General features: G+C 48.0%; 17 protein-coding genes. 14 read left to right on the top strand and 3 right to left on the bottom strand.

Features of this window, described 5'->3' with window-relative positions:
• The first annotated feature begins 88 nt into the window (after positions 1-88).
• The 6 genes from G441_RS0105215 (at position 89) to G441_RS0105240 (ending at position 5273) form a co-directional block, all read left to right on the top strand.
• Entirely contained in the window at positions 89-685 is a 597-nt protein-coding gene (locus G441_RS0105215) for a substrate-binding periplasmic protein (RefSeq protein ID WP_169726048.1), read from the top strand.
• A 2-nt stretch (positions 686-687) separates the two neighbouring features.
• Positions 688-1164 (top strand): hydrogenase maturation protease, encoded by a 477-nt coding sequence (locus G441_RS0105220; RefSeq protein ID WP_034474490.1) that lies wholly within the window; start codon positions 688-690, stop codon positions 1162-1164.
• Positions 1165-1267: 103 nt separating this feature from the next.
• Positions 1268-2365, top strand: coding sequence for a 4Fe-4S dicluster domain-containing protein (locus G441_RS0105225; RefSeq protein ID WP_026375372.1), 1098 nt, complete (start codon positions 1268-1270; stop codon positions 2363-2365).
• Positions 2358-3176: an FAD/NAD(P)-binding protein gene (locus tag G441_RS0105230; RefSeq protein WP_026375373.1), complete on the top strand. Its 819-nt coding sequence runs from the start codon at positions 2358-2360 to the stop codon at positions 3174-3176. The genes G441_RS0105225 and G441_RS0105230 overlap by 8 nt, the downstream gene beginning before the upstream one ends.
• Before the next feature lies 1 nt (position 3177).
• Positions 3178-3978, top strand: a complete 801-nt coding sequence (locus G441_RS0105235) for an NADH-quinone oxidoreductase subunit B family protein (protein ID WP_034474492.1) — start codon at positions 3178-3180, stop codon at positions 3976-3978.
• Between the two features lie 2 nt (positions 3979-3980).
• Entirely contained in the window at positions 3981-5273 is a 1293-nt protein-coding gene (locus G441_RS0105240) for a Ni/Fe hydrogenase subunit alpha (protein WP_026375374.1), read from the top strand.
• 7 nt (positions 5274-5280) lie between these two features.
• Here G441_RS0105240 and G441_RS0105245 read toward each other — a convergent pair whose 3' ends face one another.
• Entirely contained in the window at positions 5281-6612 is a 1332-nt protein-coding gene (locus G441_RS0105245) for a mechanosensitive ion channel family protein (protein WP_026375375.1), read from the bottom strand.
• Between the two features lie 269 nt (positions 6613-6881).
• Here G441_RS0105245 and G441_RS0105250 point away from each other — a divergent pair, with 269 nt between their 5' ends.
• The 3 genes from G441_RS0105250 (at position 6882) to G441_RS0105260 (ending at position 10870) form a co-directional block, all read left to right on the top strand.
• Entirely contained in the window at positions 6882-7451 is a 570-nt protein-coding gene (locus G441_RS0105250; protein ID WP_156896289.1) for a hypothetical protein, read from the top strand.
• A 71-nt stretch (positions 7452-7522) separates the two neighbouring features.
• Positions 7523-8632, top strand: a complete 1110-nt coding sequence (locus G441_RS0105255) for a hypothetical protein (protein ID WP_051275353.1) — start codon at positions 7523-7525, stop codon at positions 8630-8632.
• Positions 8633-8758: 126 nt separating this feature from the next.
• A complete protein-coding gene (locus tag G441_RS0105260) occupies positions 8759-10870 on the top strand; it encodes a methyl-accepting chemotaxis protein (RefSeq protein ID WP_034474494.1) in 2112 nt (703 codons plus the stop codon).
• A 17-nt stretch (positions 10871-10887) separates the two neighbouring features.
• On the opposite strand, the gene G441_RS17960 is transcribed toward G441_RS0105260, so the two are convergent.
• Positions 10888-11547 carry a TorF family putative porin gene (locus G441_RS17960; RefSeq protein WP_051275355.1) on the bottom strand — a complete coding sequence of 220 codons (660 nt, stop codon included), beginning with the start codon at positions 11545-11547 and terminating at the stop codon, positions 10888-10890.
• 161 nt (positions 11548-11708) lie between these two features.
• Here G441_RS17960 and G441_RS0105270 point away from each other — a divergent pair, with 161 nt between their 5' ends.
• Complete coding sequence (locus G441_RS0105270; RefSeq protein WP_026375379.1) at positions 11709-14219, top strand: putative bifunctional diguanylate cyclase/phosphodiesterase; 2511 nt, start codon at positions 11709-11711, stop codon at positions 14217-14219.
• Here G441_RS0105270 and G441_RS0105275 read toward each other — a convergent pair.
• A complete protein-coding gene (locus G441_RS0105275) occupies positions 14216-15358 on the bottom strand; it encodes a response regulator (RefSeq protein WP_026375380.1) in 1143 nt (380 codons plus the stop codon). The two genes, G441_RS0105270 and G441_RS0105275, sit on opposite strands and share 4 nt — an antisense overlap.
• Before the next feature lie 257 nt (positions 15359-15615).
• On the opposite strand from G441_RS0105275, the gene G441_RS0105280 reads away from it, so the two are divergent.
• The 4 genes from G441_RS0105280 to G441_RS17965 are packed head-to-tail and all read left to right on the top strand — an operon-like array spanning position 15616 to position 21094.
• Positions 15616-15978, top strand: a complete 363-nt coding sequence (locus G441_RS0105280; RefSeq protein WP_026375381.1) for a response regulator — start codon at positions 15616-15618, stop codon at positions 15976-15978.
• Between the two features lie 13 nt (positions 15979-15991).
• The gene (locus tag G441_RS0105285) at positions 15992-18037 is read left to right on the top strand and encodes a chemotaxis protein CheA (RefSeq protein ID WP_026375382.1); all 2046 of its coding nucleotides are present in this window, start codon (positions 15992-15994) and stop codon (positions 18035-18037) included.
• Positions 18038-18052: 15 nt separating this feature from the next.
• Positions 18053-18547: a chemotaxis protein CheW gene (locus G441_RS0105290; protein ID WP_026375383.1), complete on the top strand. Its 495-nt coding sequence runs from the start codon at positions 18053-18055 to the stop codon at positions 18545-18547.
• 27 nt (positions 18548-18574) lie between these two features.
• The gene (locus tag G441_RS17965; protein WP_051275357.1) at positions 18575-21094 is read left to right on the top strand and encodes a methyl-accepting chemotaxis protein; all 2520 of its coding nucleotides are present in this window, start codon (positions 18575-18577) and stop codon (positions 21092-21094) included.

The following is a 21094-nucleotide window of genomic DNA, read 5'->3' on the forward strand; positions in this document are numbered from 1 at the left end:
GAGGGTTTTAAGGCCGGCCACATGGTTTTTGGTGCTTGTTATGTGTTCCGGTGCGGTATGCGCACAGTCAAGGACGATTACGTTTTTTGTGTCAGAGCAGCCCCCGTTTGAATACAGTGATGAAAACGGTGCTGCACGGGGAATAGCCATCGATCACGCTGATGCATTGTTTGCGCAGTTGGAATGGGATGTAAACTATGCGTTTAACTCGGTCAGTCGTGGCGTGGTAAACCTGCACGCAGGTGAATACGATATCAGTTCAGCGGTTAGCCCGGCCGACGACTTGCGAGAGCAATTTTACGTCAGTGACCATCCTCTCTATGAAATTACGCTCAGCGCCATCAGGCTTGCCAGCACAATGCCGGTTACGTCGGCAGAACAATTGAGCGATAAGCCCTATGCGGCCATTTTTGAAAATAGCTTCGCGTTTATCGAACGTCGGCTAACACAGGGAACAACGCTTCCTCAGCGTTACAATGTCGACAGTTATGAGCAAGGCATTAGGCTGGTTAGCCTGGGCAGACTGCCTTACTTTTTGACCTACGCCCTATCAGATTTGCCAGATTCAAACGTGCACCTGGAGGTGGATACGCTGATGACGCTGCCAGTTTATTTGATTGTGTCGAAACAGCATCCTGAAGGGCAGGCTCTGATGCTGGCAGTTAATCGGGTACTGACAAAATGACTATGCTGAGAGTACTTTGTCTGGGTAATCCGCTGCACAGTAATGACGCCGTTGGAGAATGGGTATTCGATGCGTTACAGAGCGTAGACTTTGGGCCTTATGTTGAAGTGATCAATGGCGGTATAGGTGGACTGACGTTGCTGCCATATTTTAAAGACTGTGAATGTGTGCTGATTGTTGACCTTATCAAAAGCGACCAGCCTGTCGGCACCCGTCAGTTGCTTACAGACCTTCCTTCACATCTAAAGCAGCTACCAACAACAGTTGCCACCCATGGCGGCGATCTGACCACCCTGCTGTCCATGCTACCTCTGTACGTGCCCAACCCGCCGCGCATAGACCTTTTATCAATGAGTGCTGAACATGTCTGTTATTTTAGTGAAAATTCGTCACAAGAGATTCGCCAGGGGATTGCTGCACTGTGTGACGATGTGAAGCACTACATAAGCCGATATCACGTATCCGGCACGCCCGCTTAGCGAGAATATTCTTTCTCTCATCGGTTCTTTTGCGCTGCATCAATAACTCTTTTTGCTAGTCACGCATTCTGTACCACAGGAATTTCAAATATGGGCTTAAGACATGGAAAAGGGCTTCCTGCCCAGAGAGAACTTATCCCAGTTACATGCCGTGTTATGTCAACAGGGGTATAAAGTCATTGGGCCGCAGGTCAAAGATGGCGCCATCGTTTTTGATGGTCTGCGTGATATAGCGGATCTTCCATGGGGAATAGTGGAGCATACTGAGGCAGGCGCGTACAGGCTGGAAGATACCGGAGATAATCGGTGTTTTGCATGGAATAATGGTCCGCAAGGACTGAAACCCTGGCTGTTTAAATCTCAACAAACCGTCTGGCGAGGTGAAGCTACGTCCGACGGGATCCGTTTTAAAAGTGAACAGCCCAGCCCTCAACCATTGGCATTTATTGGTATCCGTTCCTGTGATATTTCAGCACTTTATCTGCAAGACAAACACTTTATGCATTCGGCCTATGCCGATCCCTGGTATACGGCACAGCGCAAACAATTGTGCCTGATAGCGGTTAATTGCAGTCGCAGTAATGATACCTGTTTTTGTGAATCAACCGGTGACGGCGTCGAAGCCACCTATGGTTATGACATTCTGCTGGATGAGCTTGACGACGGATATCTGGTCGATGTGAAAAGTGAGCGGGGCAGAGCAATAACGGCAGCGTTACCGCTACAACCAGGCTCTCAACAGCATCATAAGCAGGCACAGCGACAGCTCAAAAATGCGCGCCATCAACAGCGAGTGATGCCAGACGCAGAGCAGTTATTGAAGCTGCTTGAGCATTTAAATGATAAGCATTGGCAGGATATCGCCGAGCGCTGCCTGGCGTGTGGCAACTGCACATTAACCTGTCCTACCTGCTTTTGCTCAAAACAGGAAGCTGAAGTGGAGCCGGTCAGCGGAGAACATCATCAGGTCAGGTATTGGGATTCCTGCTTCAGTGAAAAGCATGGCTACATTGCAGGTATGCAACTGCGTGGCGACGTCAGTCAGCGTTACCGACAATGGATGACCCACAAACTGGCAACATGGCAGGCGCAGTATGATCGCAGTGGATGTGTGGGATGTGGTCGTTGCATTAGTTGGTGTCCTGCCGCCATCGACATTGTGGCTGAGGCAAACCTGATATTGGGAGATGACCATGACTGATTACGTGCCGATCAGGGCGCGACTGATGGTAACCACTGAAGAGTCGCCCGGACTTGCTACATTGCATTTAAAAGTGCAAAGCGAGACGCCGTTCACCTTTCAGTTTGGTCAATTCAATATGCTTTCCATGTTTGGTATCGGGGAGATCCCCATTTCCATTATGGGCTGGCAGGACGGCCTTCTGATGCACACGATCCGAGCGGTAGGCCGCGTTTCGACTGCCATGATTGGAATGCAAAAAGATCAGGAATTAGGGCTACGCGGCCCTTTTGGTAAGGGGTGGCCGCTTGAAAAGTTTGAAGGGCGTGATCTGGTATTCATTACTGCAGGATTAGGCTGTGCGCCGGTCGTTGCCGCTATTAATTACGCAGTGGCACATCGCAATCGCTACCGTCGCATTGTCATTTTGCAAGGGGTAAAGCATCACAATGATTTGTTATGGCAACCCAAATACGATGCCTGGCGAACCATGGGGGACTGTCAGGTCTTACTCGCCGCGAGTGAGGAATCAAAGCGCAAGCATCATTGGAAACTTGGCCTGGTGACAGCGCTATTGGACGATGCTGAATTTGATCCCCGACACTGTGCGGTCATGATCTGTGGTCCGGAAATCATGATGCTGGCAGCGATGCCATTTTTACAAAAACATCAAGTGCGGGATGAAGACATTTATCTGTCCATGGAGCGAAATTTCCAATGTGGAATGGGCGCTTGCGGGCATTGTCAGATAGGTCCGCATTTTGTGTGTCGGGATGGCCCCGTGTTTCATTATCCTGACGTTAAGCCCTGGCTCGGGGTTAAGGGGTTTTAGCATGCTACAGCGTCCGCTCAAAGTGGCCATTCACAAGCTCACCTCCTGTTCCGGATGTCAGTTGGCGTTCATCAATCAGGGGCCGAAGCTACTTAAATTGCTGGAGTTTGTTGAGTTCACTCATTTTATTGAAGCGGGATTGTTTGCGCCCGACCAGGAAGTGGATGTGGCACTAATCGAAGGCAGCGTCTCGACTCACGATGACCTAAAGCGTCTAGTCAATGCGCGACAGCGAGCAAAGTTGCTCGTTAGCATCGGTGCCTGCGCAACCAGCGGGGGCGTTCAGGCACTGCGTAATATGGCTGACGACAAGGAAAACTGGAAGCGTGCCGTGTACGCCCATCCAGAATTCATTGAAGAGTTGCAAGACTGCACAGCGGTCGCGACACACGTTAAAGTCGATTTTGAACTGTGGGGGTGTCCTGTTACCCAACAGCAGGTTACTGAATGTCTGCGTCAGCTGCATGCTGGTGTAAAGCCGAAGGACAATGCCGAGAAGCTTTGTATGGAGTGCAAACGGCAAGGTAATGTATGCGTGCTGATCACCCAGCAGGCGCCATGCCTGGGTCCGGTTGTGCGAACTGGCTGCGGCGCCCTGTGCCCATCTTTTGGTAAAGCCTGCTATGGCTGTTTTGGTCCATCTGAACAACCCAACTGCGAGAGCCTTACAAACCGAATGACAGGTTTTGGATTGATGCCTAACGACATCGTCCATCGCTTTGCTGCTATTCACAGTCAATCACCGCCGTATCAGCAGCAAATCGCACGCTGGCGTTTGCAGGACCTTGAGGGGAGTGACTGAATATGAGTCGCGAAATTAAGCTTAATGTGCCTTTCATTACCCGAGTTGAGGGGGAAGGGGCGCTGCAACTATCCGCCAAAGGCGATGAAATCGAGTCATTACAATTACAAATTTTCGAACCACCGCGCCTGTTTGAACGATTTTTACAAGGTAAGCCCCATACTGATGTCGCAGACTTAAGTGCCAGGATCTGTGGGATCTGTCCTATGGCCTATCAGCTAACTTCAATTCTTGCCATGGAAAGCCTGTTTGAGATTGAACTGCCAGATCACATTGTGGATTTGCGACTGTTAATGAATCTTGGCGAGTGGCTGCAAAGTCACGCTTTGCATATCCATTTTCTGGCGATGCCTGATTTTTACGGCTACGACAGCGCGGTGCAAATGGCCGCAAAACATGGTGACCTGCTGACCCGCGGGATGCAAATTCAGGAAGCAGGAAACACGTTAATGCGACTGCTTGGAGGCCGCTCAGTGCATCCGATAGGATTGCAGGTGGGGGGATTCGCAGCTTTGCCTGATAAAGGTGCCTGGCAGCATGCCAGACAGTTGGTCAACGATGCGATACCTGCAGCAATTCAGCTGTTGCAATGGACAGCAGAGTTGCCGATTCCAGATCATTCGCAGGACTTTACCTATGTGAGTCTGCTAGGCGAAGACAGTTACCCCATTAATGGTGGCAATATCGCCTGCAGTAATGGCTTGACGATCACCGCACAGCAATACCCGCAGCATTTTAAGGAGCATCACGTCAGTCATTCGACCGCGTTATATTCACTGGTGGATGGACAGGACTATCTGGTTGGCCCTCTTGCGCGGGTCAACAATAACTATAGGACGATACCAGAGCACATTCGTCATCTGGCTGAGCAGTGTGGCTTGGAATTTCCCAATATGAACATGTTTACCAGTATTCAGGCCAGGGCACTGGAGTGCCTGTGGGCCTTGTTTGAAGCGCAACAGATGTTGCAATACGACGTACCGAAAGGCCAGGCACACGTGCCATATAAGGTGAGGGAAGGTGAGTGCAGCTTTTGTACTGAAGCGCCACGAGGTTTGATTTTTCATCATTATGAACTGGAACAGGATGGCACCGTTGCTAAATGCACCATTATTCCTCCCACCAGTCAGAATCAGGCCCGTATTGAACAGGACCTGAAACAGTCGGTGAAGCAGTATGGCTTACATCACTCTGATAACGAGCTGAAGCTGTTTTGTGAGCAGGTGATCAGGAACTACGATCCCTGTATCTCCTGCTCGACCCATTTTCTGGACTTCACGATAACACGCCAATAACAGACGTTTATTTGGCGTGCGTCGTATTGGAAATGGTCATGGCACTGTTATCCAGAACACGCACTTCACGCTGCGGGAAGGGTATTTCAATATTGTGTTCACGCAGTGTCTCAAACACGATCAGCAGCAAATCGCCGCCAACTCGATTTTTGCCGTCGTCGATGCCAAGCATCCAGAATTCAACGAACATATTGACACCAGAGTCGCCAAATGAATCAATCTCGCAGTCGGGACGCTCTTCAAATGGGATATCGTCGCCTGAGATAACTTGTGGGTGTTGCGCCACCGCCTCTTTAATGATGTCACACATGGCGCGAATATCGGTCTTGTAGGCAACTGAGAAATCGATACGGTAACGCTGTTTGGGATCTTTGTGTGTCCAGTTGATCATCAACGAATTGATGAACTTTTCGTTAGGCACCAGAATATCTTTACCATCGTAAGTTTCCAGCACCGTATAGCGCATACGAAACTCCCGTACAAAGCCCTTGCTGCCGTCATCAAGCTCAACGTAATCACCTGCGGTAAGTGATTTATCAAGAAGAATAATGATCCCTGAAATAAAATTAGAAGCGATGGATTGCAGGCCCAAACCAAGGCCAACACCGACTGCTCCTCCAAATACGGCAAGTGCGGTCAGGTTGATACCCATAACGTTGAGCAACAAAATAAACACTACGCAGAACAGCGCGACTTCAAAGACCTTGGAAAATACTTCTTTAGTGGTGATATCAAGTTTCTGCTGGTTGCGAATAATTTCATTGCCGACATTGCGTGACGCTCTGCCCAGCCAGAACAAGAAGGTACCAAATACTGCCACTCTGGCGACGCCGTAAGCTGAGATATCAACGTTACCCACCGTCACCGACATGGACTCCATGACTTCTATGATGGCGGGCAGGACATCAATCATATGCAGAAACACAATAGGCAGGCCGACCCAGCGCATGAAAATGGCAAACACGTCACTGTCCACAAACGCATTGATTAAAGTATTTAAAAACAGCATGACAGCCACAACCAGTGCAATATTGAGCAGCCAGGCGTCGAACTGGAACTGCTCACCCATGACGGTGGACAGTTTCAAAAACGTAATAGCAAGAATAGGGAACAGGATACCCTTGAGTTTATATATCAAAATCAAAAGGGTGTGAGCGCCTTCTTCAGGCGCTTTGTTGGTTGCCGCAAGTTTGCTTTTCACACGTGAGGAAAGAAGGAATGCGACGAGATAAATAGACAGAATGATGGACAGCTGAGTAGCAAATTCAACGCTAAGTATCTTGGTAAGGGTACTGTTGGCTAATGCCTGTACTTCCTGTAACACGTCATTAATTGACATAAATAAGTCACCACGTTTTTTTATTTGTGTACCTTGTAGTTAGCTCTGCGTCAAGCGACTACAATGTTGTTATTGGCCACAAGTGTAGCTGTGACTATTTCCAGATGCGAGTCTGTCAGCGTTTTTCCCGCACGTATGTTTTTGCGTTAGTTTCGGCCCTGTTTTTTGTGATGTGTGCAAACTCTGCACACAGCCAGACGCTTACTATTGGTTTTATTGAGCGGCCTCCCACTATTTTTAAAAACGCGGATGGGTCATTGTGCGGAGAGTTGGGAAAAAAGGTTCATGATATTATTGATCGCGCTAATCTGCGGGTAAGATTCACGCCAACAGAGCCTGACAGTATTGATAATTTCGCTGCTGACGTCTCTCTGGATGGTCTGCTTATCACACGTACGCTTGTCACCGACGATTCCCAGTTTGTGTTTAGCGACAAGCCGCTAATCGAATTACAGTTTTATGCCTATCATTTAGATGATGTCGCGCCCGTCTCGGACTTTTCTGGATTGGCTAATCGTAGCATCGTCAGCCCCATACAGATAGACGTGAAAAGGGGACCACTTAAAACCGCCCTGGACGACCCTAACCTCAATATCAATGTAGTGGCAGTGCAAAGTGAATTTGAGCCACAATTAGAATTATTGCACCGAAACATTGCCGACTACGCGATCAGTTATTTTAGCCCAAGCAATATGGCCTTGCTGTTTTCCCCACGTATAAATCAACGGGACTATATTGCCAGTGAGTTATTCTCTATCCCAATGCACCTCGCACTGCGTTCAACAGTAACGGATGCTGAGCAGCTTTTAGCGGTACTGAATGAGGCGATGTCTGAGTAAAAAGCGAAGCGCTTTACACCAACAAGGACTTCTGTGACTATTAGCGTGAACTTCACTATCACACCCACGCTATGCAGGACTTAACAGACATCAAGCCAGCGGAGTCTCAGGCTTCCTCACCCAGTCAAAATAAAATCCGCAGATTACAGGATAAGATCCCTGGCATAGAGCAGCTGCGCGCACTGTGGGAAAAAATAACGCGCCGCGAACCCAAGCCCAGACCTCGTATATCTTGGGGAGAGAAGTTCAGGCAACTTTCAGTGTCTCAATGGCTCTACTTCGCCGCGTTTATATACATGCTCAATTCGTCTACCGATTCAAACTGGGCCGACGGTGACATCATAACCATCGGGCTGATTGCGGGAGTTGGGTTAGCCAGAGAACTGTGGCACTTGTTCCAAAAAATGTGGTATTCGATGCTAGGCAGGGGGGTGATTGTCGTACTTTATGCCGCTACAGCGAACTTTGCACTGGCCATAGCCGCGTTGAAAGTCAACGCCATTGCGGGCGTGGAGCCGACGCCGCTTAAATTCACTATCGGCTTTACCACGCTCATTATGCTGCCGATGTGGATATTTGCCGCCTCTGTCGTGTTTTCGTCCATGTTATTAATGATAGGGAACTTATGGTCTCTGTTTTCTCTGTTGTTACGCATTGTGCGCATTCGCGTGCCGATCCATTGGGAGGACCGCTCATTCGCAGGGTTCTCAATGCTATTGCGACTGATATTGCTGCCGTTTGTGATCGCCGCCATCTTTTCGGTTACTGAACCCTATTTAAAACAAATCTACGTATTTGAATCGCCACTGCAAATAGTCAAAACAGAGATCGGCGCCGGCGTTGCCAAGGAGCTTGAAGGACTGTCAGATGAAGAGCGTTTGGTGAAGCTTCGAGAGCTGCAACAGGCAGGTGTGATAGAGATGAGTGAATTCAACAGTGTTGTCGATGTTGTTGAAGATCAGGAAGAGGAGCCGCGTTCACTGACTATCGACCGACTTATCGCAGGTTTCATCTATCAACTTGAGACCTATCCTTATTCAACGTGCCGAAAAGCAGACAACCAGCGTGTGCTCACGTTGGATGAATATTCTATGTTGGTGTCGGAACGCGATGACAGTGAACTGGGGTATAAATTCAGTATTCAGGCCTGCGTGCAGGTGCATAAAGAGATTGATGGTTGAGGCTGCAAGCAGTCTCAGCTATTAACAATGTGATATTTAAATAAATTAGTTTGTTAAAAACTCCCTCTGTTTCTATCTTTAATGTTGTAAGGCGTGTGCCGTTTTTTGCAAAGGAATCCCTGCAACATGCTATCCCGAAATAGTTCGATTAAAGCGCAAATGGCGCTGTTTTTGATTGCCATCGTTACGCTGTTGTCTGTGATCTATGGTGTGGTTGCCCTCACCAGCCTCACATCGTTCTCATCAGAGCAAGTTAAACTTAACGAATCTCGCCTGGAACAGACGGTGATTTCGCGAATGAAAGTGGCAGGTGAATATCAGGCTAGCAGGGTAACGGCGTTGATCAACGAAAGTTTCGCACTTGCTATCGGTTTGGCCAAAATATTGGCTGATACTGCCTATCCAGGACAACCATTAAGCCGAGAGGACGTCACCCGACTGACTGCGTCCACGCTGGAGGGCAGCAGAACGATAAGTGCCATGTATGCTCAGTTTGAGCCAAATGGATATGATAATGACGATGGAAATTGGACAACATTTGGCTCGCATTCGACACCGTCTGGCTCGTTGGAAGTGTATTTTGTCAAAGAGAATGGGGTTGCCGTTTTATACCCAGTTGAAAGTGAACAGGAAAAATATGCCGCCAATAAAGATGACAATGGTATTCGTGAAGCTGAATGGTACTTATGCAGTAGAGACACGAAAAATAACTGTGCACTGGACCCATACCTTTATGAAATAGATGAGGGTAATGAAGAACTGATGACGACATTGTCTGCCCCTGTTGTGGTGTCAGGGCAGTTTCGTGGGCTGGTAGGCGTAGACATCAACTTACCGGTTGTGCAGCAATGGGTAGAGCAATATGCAACATCGCTGTTTGATGGAAAGGCGGATATTGAGTTAATTAGCCAACGAGGTCTATTGATTGCCTCAAGTCAGTTTGAGAAGCAGCTTACCCAGCCCGTCAGTGACGTCAGTCAGTCATTACAAAGTGCGCTTGGCAGTAATCAGGAATTGTTGAAAAGTAAAGGTGTCTGGATGGTTAAAGTGCCGGTAACCATAGAGCAGGCGGATACTACCTGGACATTGATTATTTCTATTCCAGAGCAGGTGGCCCTGCAAAACGTCACCGAAATGAAAAACAGTGCAAGTGACAGTTTGCAAAGCACTACCACCACGTTTCTCGTGTTTGCCGTGCTGTCTGCGGGAATTGCCGTGGCGGCGGCGTTTTGGCTGACCAATTCAATCACTGCACCTATTCGTGTGGTGTCAGATTCGATTTCTGAATTGGCAGACAAAGAGGGAGATCTGACGCAGGTGGTTGATATCAGAAAGCATGCAGAGCTTATCAACCTGGCCAATGGTTTTAACCGCTTCATCACAAAACTGGCCGATATGATTCGCGTATCCAAGCACAGTGTACAAGAGTTGGCATCCCAGCAGAAACAGCTGCATACCATCTCTAATGAGGTGGAAGGTGACACGCAACGTCAACAAGCAGAGCTGGATAATGTCGTGACAGCCGTAACTCAAATGGCGGCAGCCGCCTCAGAAGTGGCTAAAGTTGCTGCAGATACTGCGGCCGGCAGCAGTCGCGCTTCAGAACTGGTCAATGAAACGCAAACTGCGCTGAGGGAGAGCGTACAAAACGTTGAAGCCTTGGCGCGCGGTATTGATGTTTCTTCACAGCAGGTGAGTCAGGTCGCACATCGAAGCGCAGATATCTCTGGCATTGTTGGCACTATTCAGTCGATTGCTGAGCAAACGAATCTGTTGGCGTTAAATGCGGCCATAGAGGCTGCCAGAGCCGGAGAGCAGGGTAGAGGGTTCGCGGTTGTGGCTGATGAGGTACGTAACCTAGCGGCACGCACGCAAAGCTCCACACAGGAGATTGCAACGCTCATCGATAATCTTCAATCTGATGTAAACAGCACGGTGAGCTCACTGGAGAAAATCCATCAGTCTGTATCGGACACCGTGGGGAAAACAACAGAAAGTCTGGACAGGCTAAACGAGACGCTCGCCAGTGTTGAAGAGATAAGCGAAGGTGCGACCCAGGTTGCCAGCGCTGCAGAAGAGCAAAGCACGGTTTCAGAGGATATCAATATGCGTCTGACGTTAGTGTCGGATAGCAGCCGGCACCTGGCTAAACTGGGCAATGAGTTACAGGCACAAAGCATCAACTCAAAGAATTTAGTTGATCAAGTTGAACAACAGCTTAGTCGATTAAAAGTGTGATGCTGTCTTTGCGTTGATTAAAATGAATACGAGGCGCCCACAACAACCCTAGCGTCAGCGGTATCGTCATCACTTATATCTGTTGAATAGATAGCCAGAAATGTATCGATGCCGTTGAATGTTTTGGACAAGGTTGCGCCATAGTCTGCGTAGTTACTGCCCAATGCATCTTCGCCGAATGAGTAGCCGGCATTCAGCGTTAATAGTAAGTCATAATAGGGTAGGGCTATGTCGTGAGAGGCACCGATGTAGGTCACGCTCTCTCCGCTTTGCACGTAATCAATTGCATGGGCCAGAGTCAATGTTGTGTCGCCAAATCCTGCGCCGATGATGACTTCCCCATAATCAGACTCATCTTCGCTCTCGTAACCTGTGTAGGTGTAATAAACCAGACTGACGTCTAATGTCATTGCACCAATGTCTTCAGAAAAACCGAGGTAATAGTCAATTTCAACGTTTGCATCATCGCCAAAATCGACGTTTGACGCCCAAGCGCCAATATACATTCCTCCTTCATGAGCATAGTCAATGCTACCCTGAAGCGCAGGGCTGCTATCTGTTTGGCTTATGCCGCGAAAAACATAATCAGAGACGACTGAGGCAGTGGCACTAAGTTCAGCGGCGGCCTGATGTGACAGAAAAAGTAAAGGTAAACCAACATAAATAGCAGTGCGCATGGTGAGTTCTCGGTATCTTTTGTTATTCGTTTAAAAGTAGCCCTCAAATGATCTTGGTGCAATGAAAAACCACTCTTAAATCAATCTACTTAACTGGTTGCGAAATCCTTATTGGCGTTCATACTATTCATATTCGATAAAACCAATGGTAAGTATTTGTCTTGACGGCCTTTTACACTGCGTTAATTGCTTTAAATCTATTTTGCGCCGGCGCATTTTTTCTTACCGGTAAAAAATACAAACAAAATCACTTTCTGGCACTGGGCGTGTTAAACGTACTGGTGTTCTTGTTTAATGCACTATCCCTGCGCTTGCTTAGCGAGTCTAATCTTCATGTTGCGGTCGAATACAGCAAGTTGCACACCGCTGTGTTGCTCATCAGTTATCCGGTAATTTGTTACGCATTTGGTTTATGGGCAAAATTTAAATATACCATCCAGGTGAGCACACTTTTTGCGGCACTATCTGTACCGGTGGTGGTGGTAAATTTCATGATGGATGGCACCATCAGATATGGTGCGCAACCGGAATTAGTATCATATACCACCATGTTCGGTGATGTCGCATACCTGCTAAAAGGCAGCCCAAATGCATACTATATCTTTCTGCATCTTGCCTATCTGGTGAACACGTTTGTACTTGCTTACTTTTCATGGCGGTTATTAAGACGCCATCGCTCACTTATTGCTTACACGCTTCTGTTCACAATCTTGTTACAGCTTGGTAGCAGCTATACCGGCTACGCTTTAGATAGAATGCAGGATTTCTGGGTGTATACCGGCGGCATTCCCTGGACCTTTTTATCTGTCGTTATCGCAGTATCAGTGGCGGCAGGGTTTGCTGATAACGCCAGGCGTCTACAAGAAGAACAAGACCAAAGAAATGCTATGCAGGACCTGTTCGCAGCATTGGCGAAAATATCCGTATCGGGTTCTCGTGCTAACTTTTATGTTGAAGCTGGCCGGTTGCTTGCCAAGTTTAGTCGAGCCGATTATGTCATCATCGGTTTTCCGAAAGCGGATGATGCCATGCAGATACAAACCCGTGCATTTATCAAACATCAGAGTGTTAAAGATAACTTTTCCTATCACCGACGTGGTACTCCCTGCGAGAATGTGCTGTCAGATGATACCTGTGTTTATGAAGATCATGTCGCTGATTTGTTTCCAGAAGATGCCATGCTGGCCGATGAAGGGATCGAAGCCTATATCGGTTATCCCATAGTCGATGCCACAGGACAGACAATTGGACTGATTGCCTTATTGTTTTGTCATCCTATTAAAAAGCAGCAGAGCACCGTGCAAACCGCACTTGATGTTTTCGCATCGCGACTTAGTGCAGAACTGCGTCAGGAACAGAGCAATGAAAAACTCAGGCAGATGGCCTACGTGGACTATCTGACCGGCCTGCCGAATAGAGCAAAGCTGATAGAGAAACTTCAAAGTTTCACACACAAGTCAAAGCAAGTCGGCATGGACTCTGTGCTCTTGGTGTGTGGTATTGACCGGTTTGCAGAAGTGAACAATAAATTTGGTTACGATGTGGGTGACAGGATCCTAAAAGTGCTTGCTGAGCGATTAAAAAACTATGCCAGCAACGATATGTTTGTCAGCCGCACCAGCCGCGACGAGTTCGCTATTGCGTTACCCCCGACAGAGGGAAAACCAGGCGCTATCATCGATCTGCAATGGGCAGCCATCAGCGCTTTGATTGAGAAAACCTGTGTAATTGGTGATCGTAAAATTAATCTGAGCTGCTCGATGGGGGCAGTGGTGTTTCCTTCTTATGAACTGGGCTCTTTTGATCTGCTCAGCGCAGCAGAGTACGCCATGCACCTGGCAAAAGATGACGGACGACGTCGCTACAGGGTGTACGAGCACAAGTTGGTAGAAAGCATAGAACGTAAACGCCATATTGAGCTCTTGCTTAATGAGGCGCTGCAAAAAAATAGTGGCTTGTCAGTGGCCTATCAGCCCAAAACGACCCACGATGGAAAGTTGGTAGGTGCGGAAGCATTGATTCGCTGGCACCACGATGACGATGGGTTTATTTCCCCAGCCGAATTTATCCCCGTGGCAGAAGAATCTGGACTGATCTTTAGACTTGGGCTATGGGTGATGGAATCAGTATTCCGGCAAATGCGAGATTGGCAATCCAAGGGGCATGCATTGGTGCCAGTTTCCATTAATGTGACGGCATCGCAGATTAACGATCCTGATTTTGCAACCGGGTTACTTAAGCTATTGGCTGAATATGCCATTCCAGCATATCTGGTTGAACTTGAGCTAACCGAATCGGGCTTACTTGCCAATGTCGACAACGCTGTAGAGGTGTTATCGAGTCTCAGGAAGGAAGGGATTAAAATAGCCTTGGATGATTTCGGTACTGGCTATTCTTCCCTGAGCTATCTATCTGAATTGCCCTTGGATGTGCTGAAAATTGACAAGTCGTTTGTAGATAAAGTGGGAGAACATCGCAGTCAGGAATTGATCCGTTCAATAATCGCGATAGGTAAAACTTTGGGTTTAAAAAGCGTGGCTGAGGGCACTGAACACAGGCATCAGGTTGACACACTAGCGTCGCAGGGGTGTGAAGTGTTTCAGGGATATTATTTCAGTAAACCGATTGCTGCCGCTGAATTTCAACGTTGGTTGTCGGACGGGCAAGACTAGAATAGTTCAATATCGTCGTGATCTTCAGGCTCTTCCTGAACGGCAGAGTCATCAATTTCCAAGTTTTTAGCGCATTCATCCAGCAGGTTAACTACTGACAGAAAGGTTTCGTTTGACGCATCTTCATTGAGCTTTTTCTCAATTAAATTAAGGAAAAAGCTTTCCTGTACTTCTGTCATGTCCAGTTCATGGAAACTCACACCGATCGTTGCTGCGATATCCTGCATTTTTTGTTTTCTGTCGATTTCCATATTGGCGATCGCCTGCTTGACCATATCAATGGTGTCATGCAGCGACGCTCTGGTGGTCTGCATGGTGATGACGTTGAGTAAAGAGACAAAACGACTACCAACCGCGGGGACTAACTTGGCGAATAAGTCAATTGCGGCATCGTAAGACAGGGTGCCCTCGGTTGGCATGTTTTTGACCAAAATAGACGCAGTTGGCTCGTTAAAAATCGTGCGTTTACCGAAATGATAAATTCTGCCTTTATCGTGAAGAAGCTCGAAGACTTTTATCTCGTTGTCGCTGCAGACCCGGGTGTCTACGTCAAAGTGGTAGCGCGCGTCGGCGACACGAAATTCAACGGCACAGTGATAGCCTTGCGCAAGTAGGCCGTTAGTCAACACTTCCATAAAGCGTTCAACGGTTTGGCACTGGTTAAGCTGGGCTAACAGTTCCAGGCCGCTGCCATATGCCGCAGCCTGCTTCATAGCCGTTTCAGCAAGGGTGCGCTTCTTGGCGTCATCCTGCTGTAAGGCATTGATCTGGGTGATATCCCGTGACAGGCGCATAACACGTTGATGAAATGCGACTACATTAAAAGGCTTGCCTATGTAATCACTGGCGCCCAATGAATAGGCTTCTTCGACGGTTTTCTCTGCCAGATCTCCAGATAAGATCACGACAGAAGGACGGTTATTAGGATTGAGTGCAGCAACGTGACGACAGATGTCTAATCCGGATTTCACCGGCAGGTGGATATCAACAATGATAAAATGAAAATGCTGTTTGCTTATCTCGTCAATGGCAGTTTGCCCATCCGATGCCAGCGTCAGATCAAAATCATCTTCCAGCATCAGGCTTAGCACTGACAATAAGTCGTCGTCATCCTCAGCAATCAGCACAGGGTGCTTCATAGGCGATGTTACTCCACTCAATGACGTCGCAATCTCACGTTGTTAAAACCTAGCATGCTATTGCGCTAAAAAGGTTGACATAAATCACTAAAATCATTTTGACTTAACACTAGTCTAAGATTCTGACTAACAAAAAGTTTTTTTTTAAAAAAAAACTAAATTTTGCCTTTCACTTTCAATTAGTGCTGCTATACCTAATGCATAGTGAAAGAATTCTTATCCTTTATAAGTAAAACGAAACGTTACAAGGGAGCACTATGGCTAAAATTTTGACTGTCGACGATTCTGCATCCATGCGTGCGATGGTGACCTTCACCTTAAGCGAGCAGGGTCACGAGGTAGCAGAAGCCGAAAATGGCCAAGAAGGGCTGAATACGGCGCGCCAGCAGCAATTTGATTTGGTCATTTCAGACGTCAACATGCCGGTCATGAATGGTATCGAGTTCATCAGCACACTGCGCAAGGATGAAGGCTATCGATTTACACCAATCTTAATGTTGACGACAGAATCCGGTCAGGATTTGAAAATGCAGGGTAAGCAGGCTGGTGCAACAGGCTGGATAGTCAAGCCGTTTGACCCACAAAAACTGGTTGCTGTGGTCAACAAGGTCCTTAAATAAGCGAGTGCCGTAGATGACAGATCCAATGGAGCGTTTTCGACAAGTATTCTTCGACGAGAGCGCCGAAGCATTGGACACTATTGAACAGCATCTGCTGGCACTGCATTTGCCTGATGTCGATGATGAAGTAATTAATGACATCTTTCGCTCGGCGCATTCTTTGAAAGGAGGCAGTGCCACGTTTGGCATGAGTGCGCTGGCTGACTTCACTCATGTAATGGAAACACTCCTGGACATGGTTCGTGCTGGAACCCGCAGCATGGACCAGGCAGTCGTGGATTGTTTGTTTGAGTGTCTCGATTGTCTACGCAATCTGGTTAATCATTATCAATTTGACGAGGCCGTTAACGCGCAACAAATTGAAGCCGTTAAAGCAAAGCTGCAGTTTTTGATTGATGATGTGGCCTCTGGCGACGGACAGCAGAGTGAACAACTCGCTGAGACAGGTGCAGATCAGGGGAAGCACTGGCAGATTGCGTTTGTGCCTTCTCCCCAGCTTTTATTATCCGGCAATGAGCCACTGCGTTACCTTGATGAGTTGTCAGAATTGGGTGACTTAGAGGTAACCTGCAACACAGAACGAGTGCCAGAACTTAATGATTTGTCTGCTCTGGACTTACATATCGAGTGGCAGATAGACCTCTCAGCTAATGACATTATAAGTAAGGAAGACTTGTCAGAAATTTTTCTGTGGATTGAAGATGACGCGGAGTTAACTTTTACTTGTAAGGACGCGTCTTCATCCAGCAGCAATCAACAAACTGATGCGCCAACCCCTGATGTCAGTAAAAAAGCAAGCACTGCTCCGTCACCGTCTAGCGAGGAAGCCACAGCCGCACCTTCTCCATCGTCTGCAACGGCACCTGCACAAGCTAATAAACAGCGGGCGACACAGTCGATTCGTGTAGAGCTTAAGAAGATTGACGGTTTGATTAACCTGCTCGGCGAGCTCGTCATCACTCAATCTATGCTCAGTACTTTCAAAGATTTGGAGCGTTTTCCACAGCTGCAACGTTTGCAAGAAGGGCTTGGTCAGTTGGAACGGCATACCCGAGACTTGCAGGAAGGCGTCATGCAAATTCGTATGCTGCCAATCGATTTCTGCTTTAGCCGGTTTCCGCGCATGGTGCGGGATTTATGTATTCAACTCGGTAAGGAAATAGACGTTGAGATCATCGGTGAGACCACGGAGGTGGATAAGACCGTCATCGAGGAATTAACGGATCCACTCGTACACCTGGTGCGCAACAGTATTGACCACGGTATCGAGCTACCTGCAAAGCGTGAAGAGAATGGTAAGCCGCGACAGGGTAAGCTGACGCTAAAGGCGTTTCATCAGGTTGGTAACATTATCATCGAAGTGGGCGACGACGGTCAGGGGCTGCCAGTTGAGAAAATCAGACAAAAAGCGATTGAAAAGGGTGTGATAAAAGGCTCTGAGCGACTTAGCGAACAGGCCATAAAAGAGCTTATATTTGCGCCGGGTTTTTCGACCGCGGAAAGTGTTACCGACCTTTCTGGCCGCGGCGTAGGCATGGATGTAGTGCGTCGCAATATTCAAGCGCTAGGGGGCCAGATTGAAGTACGTTCAGAAGAGGGACAGGGTACAACGTTCAGTATCCGACTGCCGCTCACCCTGGCCATTCTGGATGGTCAGTTAATAAGCGTAGCGGGAGAAACTTACGTTATCCCCATGCTGGCGATTATAGAGTCTATTCAGATCTCATCATCGGCCATTAACCGGGTTGGCAAACAGAATGTGTCGTTTAAATGGCGAGATCAGTTTATTCCATTACTGAATCTGGCAGAGACCTTTGGCTGTCACAACAGCGGCGAGCCTCTGCCCGACACATTGCTGGTTGTGGTGGTCGAAAGTGACAAACAGCAGTACGGCTTGATTGTAGATGAGCTGTCCAACCATCAACAGGTCGTGGTGAAGTCGCTGGAAGCCAACTATATCAAGGTGGATGAGCTATCCGGTGCGACCATATTAGGTGATGGCTCAGTGGCGCTTATTCTGGATGTTGGCGCTCTGACGCAGCGGTTGAAGGTGCATTAGATGGCGCTTGATGACATGAAAAATCTACAGTCTACAGACTCGCTTGCTGATGATAGTGATGATGCTGTAAGCCACGAGGAATGGCTAAGCTTTTCGCTTGATACCATTACCTATGCCGTCGACATTCTTAGAGTTCGCGAGATACGAACCTGGCAGACCATGACAAGGGTGCCATATGCGAAAGACTATGTCGTTGGCTTGATTAATCTGCGGGGAGCCATTGTGCCCATCGTCGATTTGCGTGCCCGGTTCGGACTTTCTCGCCGCGAGGCAGACAAAGAAACTATCGTACTGATCATGAGTGTTATGACCGAAGACGGTGAAAAAACCATGGGGATTGTGGTGGACCGCATTAGCGATGTGATCAACCTTAATACCGACAGCATTGAAAGTGCTGAAAAATTTGATTTAACCATCTCCAATCGCTTTGTGAGAGGGATCACGGATGTGAAAGGAGGCATGGCCGTGTTGTTAGAAATAGACGCCGTATTGGATATCGCCGACTTTTAAGGTCGGTACTTTAGAAGAGGAAGTGATATGAACACCAACCAACAGACAATATTCACACTTGTCGGCGTGTTGCTCGCAATCGCACTGGCACTGTCGGCATGGCAGTATCCATCTAATCCGTGGATTTTAGCCGTGTTCGCAACGCAGTTGGTGACTGCTGCTGCCATTTTCATGTGGGCCAAGCGCAACGCTAGCGTGGTCGAAGAGGCGATAAATGAATCACAGAGTAATGTCGATATGGTTGCTGACAAACTCAGTGCATCTGAATCGGCCATGGCGTCAATGACTACCAATATCATGATGGCTGATGCCAATCTGGACATCACCTTTGTGAATGATTCACTGAAACAGATGTTGGCCCGAAATGAACAGGAAATTCGTCAGCACATTCGTAGCTTTAATGTGAACTCGTTAATCGGCACGAATATCGATACCTTCCACGCCAACCCTCAGCATCAACGTCAGATGTTAAGTCGCCTGACCAGTACTTATGAAACCACTATTAAAGTCGGCCCTTTGTCTTTTGGACTGGTGGTCAATCCGCTCAGCGACACTAAGAATCGCGCTGCCGGATTTGTGGTGGAGTGGCACGATCTTACTGACAAGCTGAAGCAGGAAGCGCGTCAGCGAGATAATGTCCGACTGCAGGTCGCATTGGATAATGTAAATACCAATGTGATGATGGCCGACCCTGACTGCAACATTATCTATATGAACAAGAGTCTGCATGGCATGATGAAAGCAAATGTAGATACCTTCCGTTTGCTAAAGTCAGATTTCGACCCCGATCGTCTGATTGGCGTGAATATTGATATTTTCCATAAAAATCCTTCCCATCAACGCAATTTACTGGCGGACCTTAGAACCACTTACAATACCGAAATCAGCCTTGGCGAAATGACCTTTGCACTCACCGCGACGCCCGTATTTGACGATGCAGGAACGCGCCTTGGTACGACGCTTGAGTGGGAAGATGTGACCGATCGCAATCGCCGAGCGTTGATTGCAGAAGCGAATGCCCGTATCAAATCGGCGCTCGATGGCGTGACGACGAATGTTATGGTGTCTGATGCAGAACTCAATATCGTTTATATGAATGACTCCGTACAGAGTATGTTAAGAGACGCCGAGTCTGACCTACGTAAAGAACTCCCCAATTTCAACGCCAATAATTTGCTTGGGCAGAATATCGATCAGTTCCATAAAAACCCGGCTCATCAGCGTAATATGCTGTCCAAGCTGGAAACCACTTACAGAACCCGAATTCAGGTCGGCCGTCGTCGCTTCAATCTGATTGCCTCACCGGTATATAACGAGGCACGTGAGCGTATCGGCTTTGTGGTCGAGTGGGCCGATATCACCTTGCAGGTTGAAACTGAGCAGGAAGTGGAAAAACTGGTGACCAGTGTCGCGCAGGGCAATCTTGGCGCACTCATTAGTACCGAAGGCAAAGAAGGTTTCTTCCTCAACATTGCCAACGGTCTGAACGACCTGTCACAAACCGTCAACGCTTTTGTCAGGGATGTAAATACGTCGCTGCAGCAGGTGTCTGATGGTGACATGCGTGTGCAAATCACTAATGAGTATCAGGGCATGTTTGGTGAGGTTAAACAGGCGCTTAACAATACGACAAGACGTCTCAACAGTGTGATATCAAATATCAAAACGAGTGCAGATTCGATTCGGTCGGCTAACCATGAGCTCTCTCTTGGTAACGATCAGTTGTCAGAACGGACAGAGAAGCAGGCGTCTAATCTCGAGGAGACAGCAGCAAGTCTGGAAGAGCTGACCGGCAATGTTCGCAGCACCGCGGATAATACATCAACAGCGAATACTGCTGCGGGTAAAGCACGCAATCAGGCCAAAGAAGGCGAATTGATAGTGTCCAAAGCGGTGACCTCAATGAATGAGATCACTGAAAGTTCAAACAAAATCAGCGCTATTATCGGTGTGATTGATGAAATTGCCTTCCAGACTAACTTACTTGCACTAAATGCATCAGTAGAAGCCGCCCGAGCTGGAGAACACGGTCGTGGCTTTGCGGTAGTGGCTAATGAAGTGCGTAACCTTGCTCAGCGCTCTGCCACCTCAGCCAAAGAGATTAAAGAACTCATTGATGACAGCTCTACTAAGGTGCAGTCGGGTAGCGATCTGGTCAACCAATGTGGTGAATCCTTAAAAGAAATCATTGCCCATGTTGACCAGCTGTCGACGCTTATTTCAGATATCGATAATGCTACCAACGAGCAGGCTAGCGGTATTGCTCAGGTTAATCAGGCGGTAGCCGAACTAGATGATATCACACAGCAGAACGCGGCCCTGGCTGAAGAGGCATCATCGGCCAGTCAGTCCTCCGTGCAACAGGTCGATGATATGGTTGAGCGCGTGTCATTCTTCAAAGTGGAAGGTGGCGATGAGGCCCCCATGATGGCGTCAGCGCCTGCCAAGCAACGAGTGGTGGCCAGACAGCCATCGGCACCGGCGTCTGCGCCAAAGGCGGTGAAAGCGATGCCACAGACCAATGATGAAGATTGGGAAGAGTTCTGA

The organism is Aestuariibacter salexigens DSM 15300 (genome assembly GCF_000429145.1).
Taxonomy (GTDB): domain Bacteria; phylum Pseudomonadota; class Gammaproteobacteria; order Enterobacterales; family Alteromonadaceae; genus Aestuariibacter; species Aestuariibacter salexigens.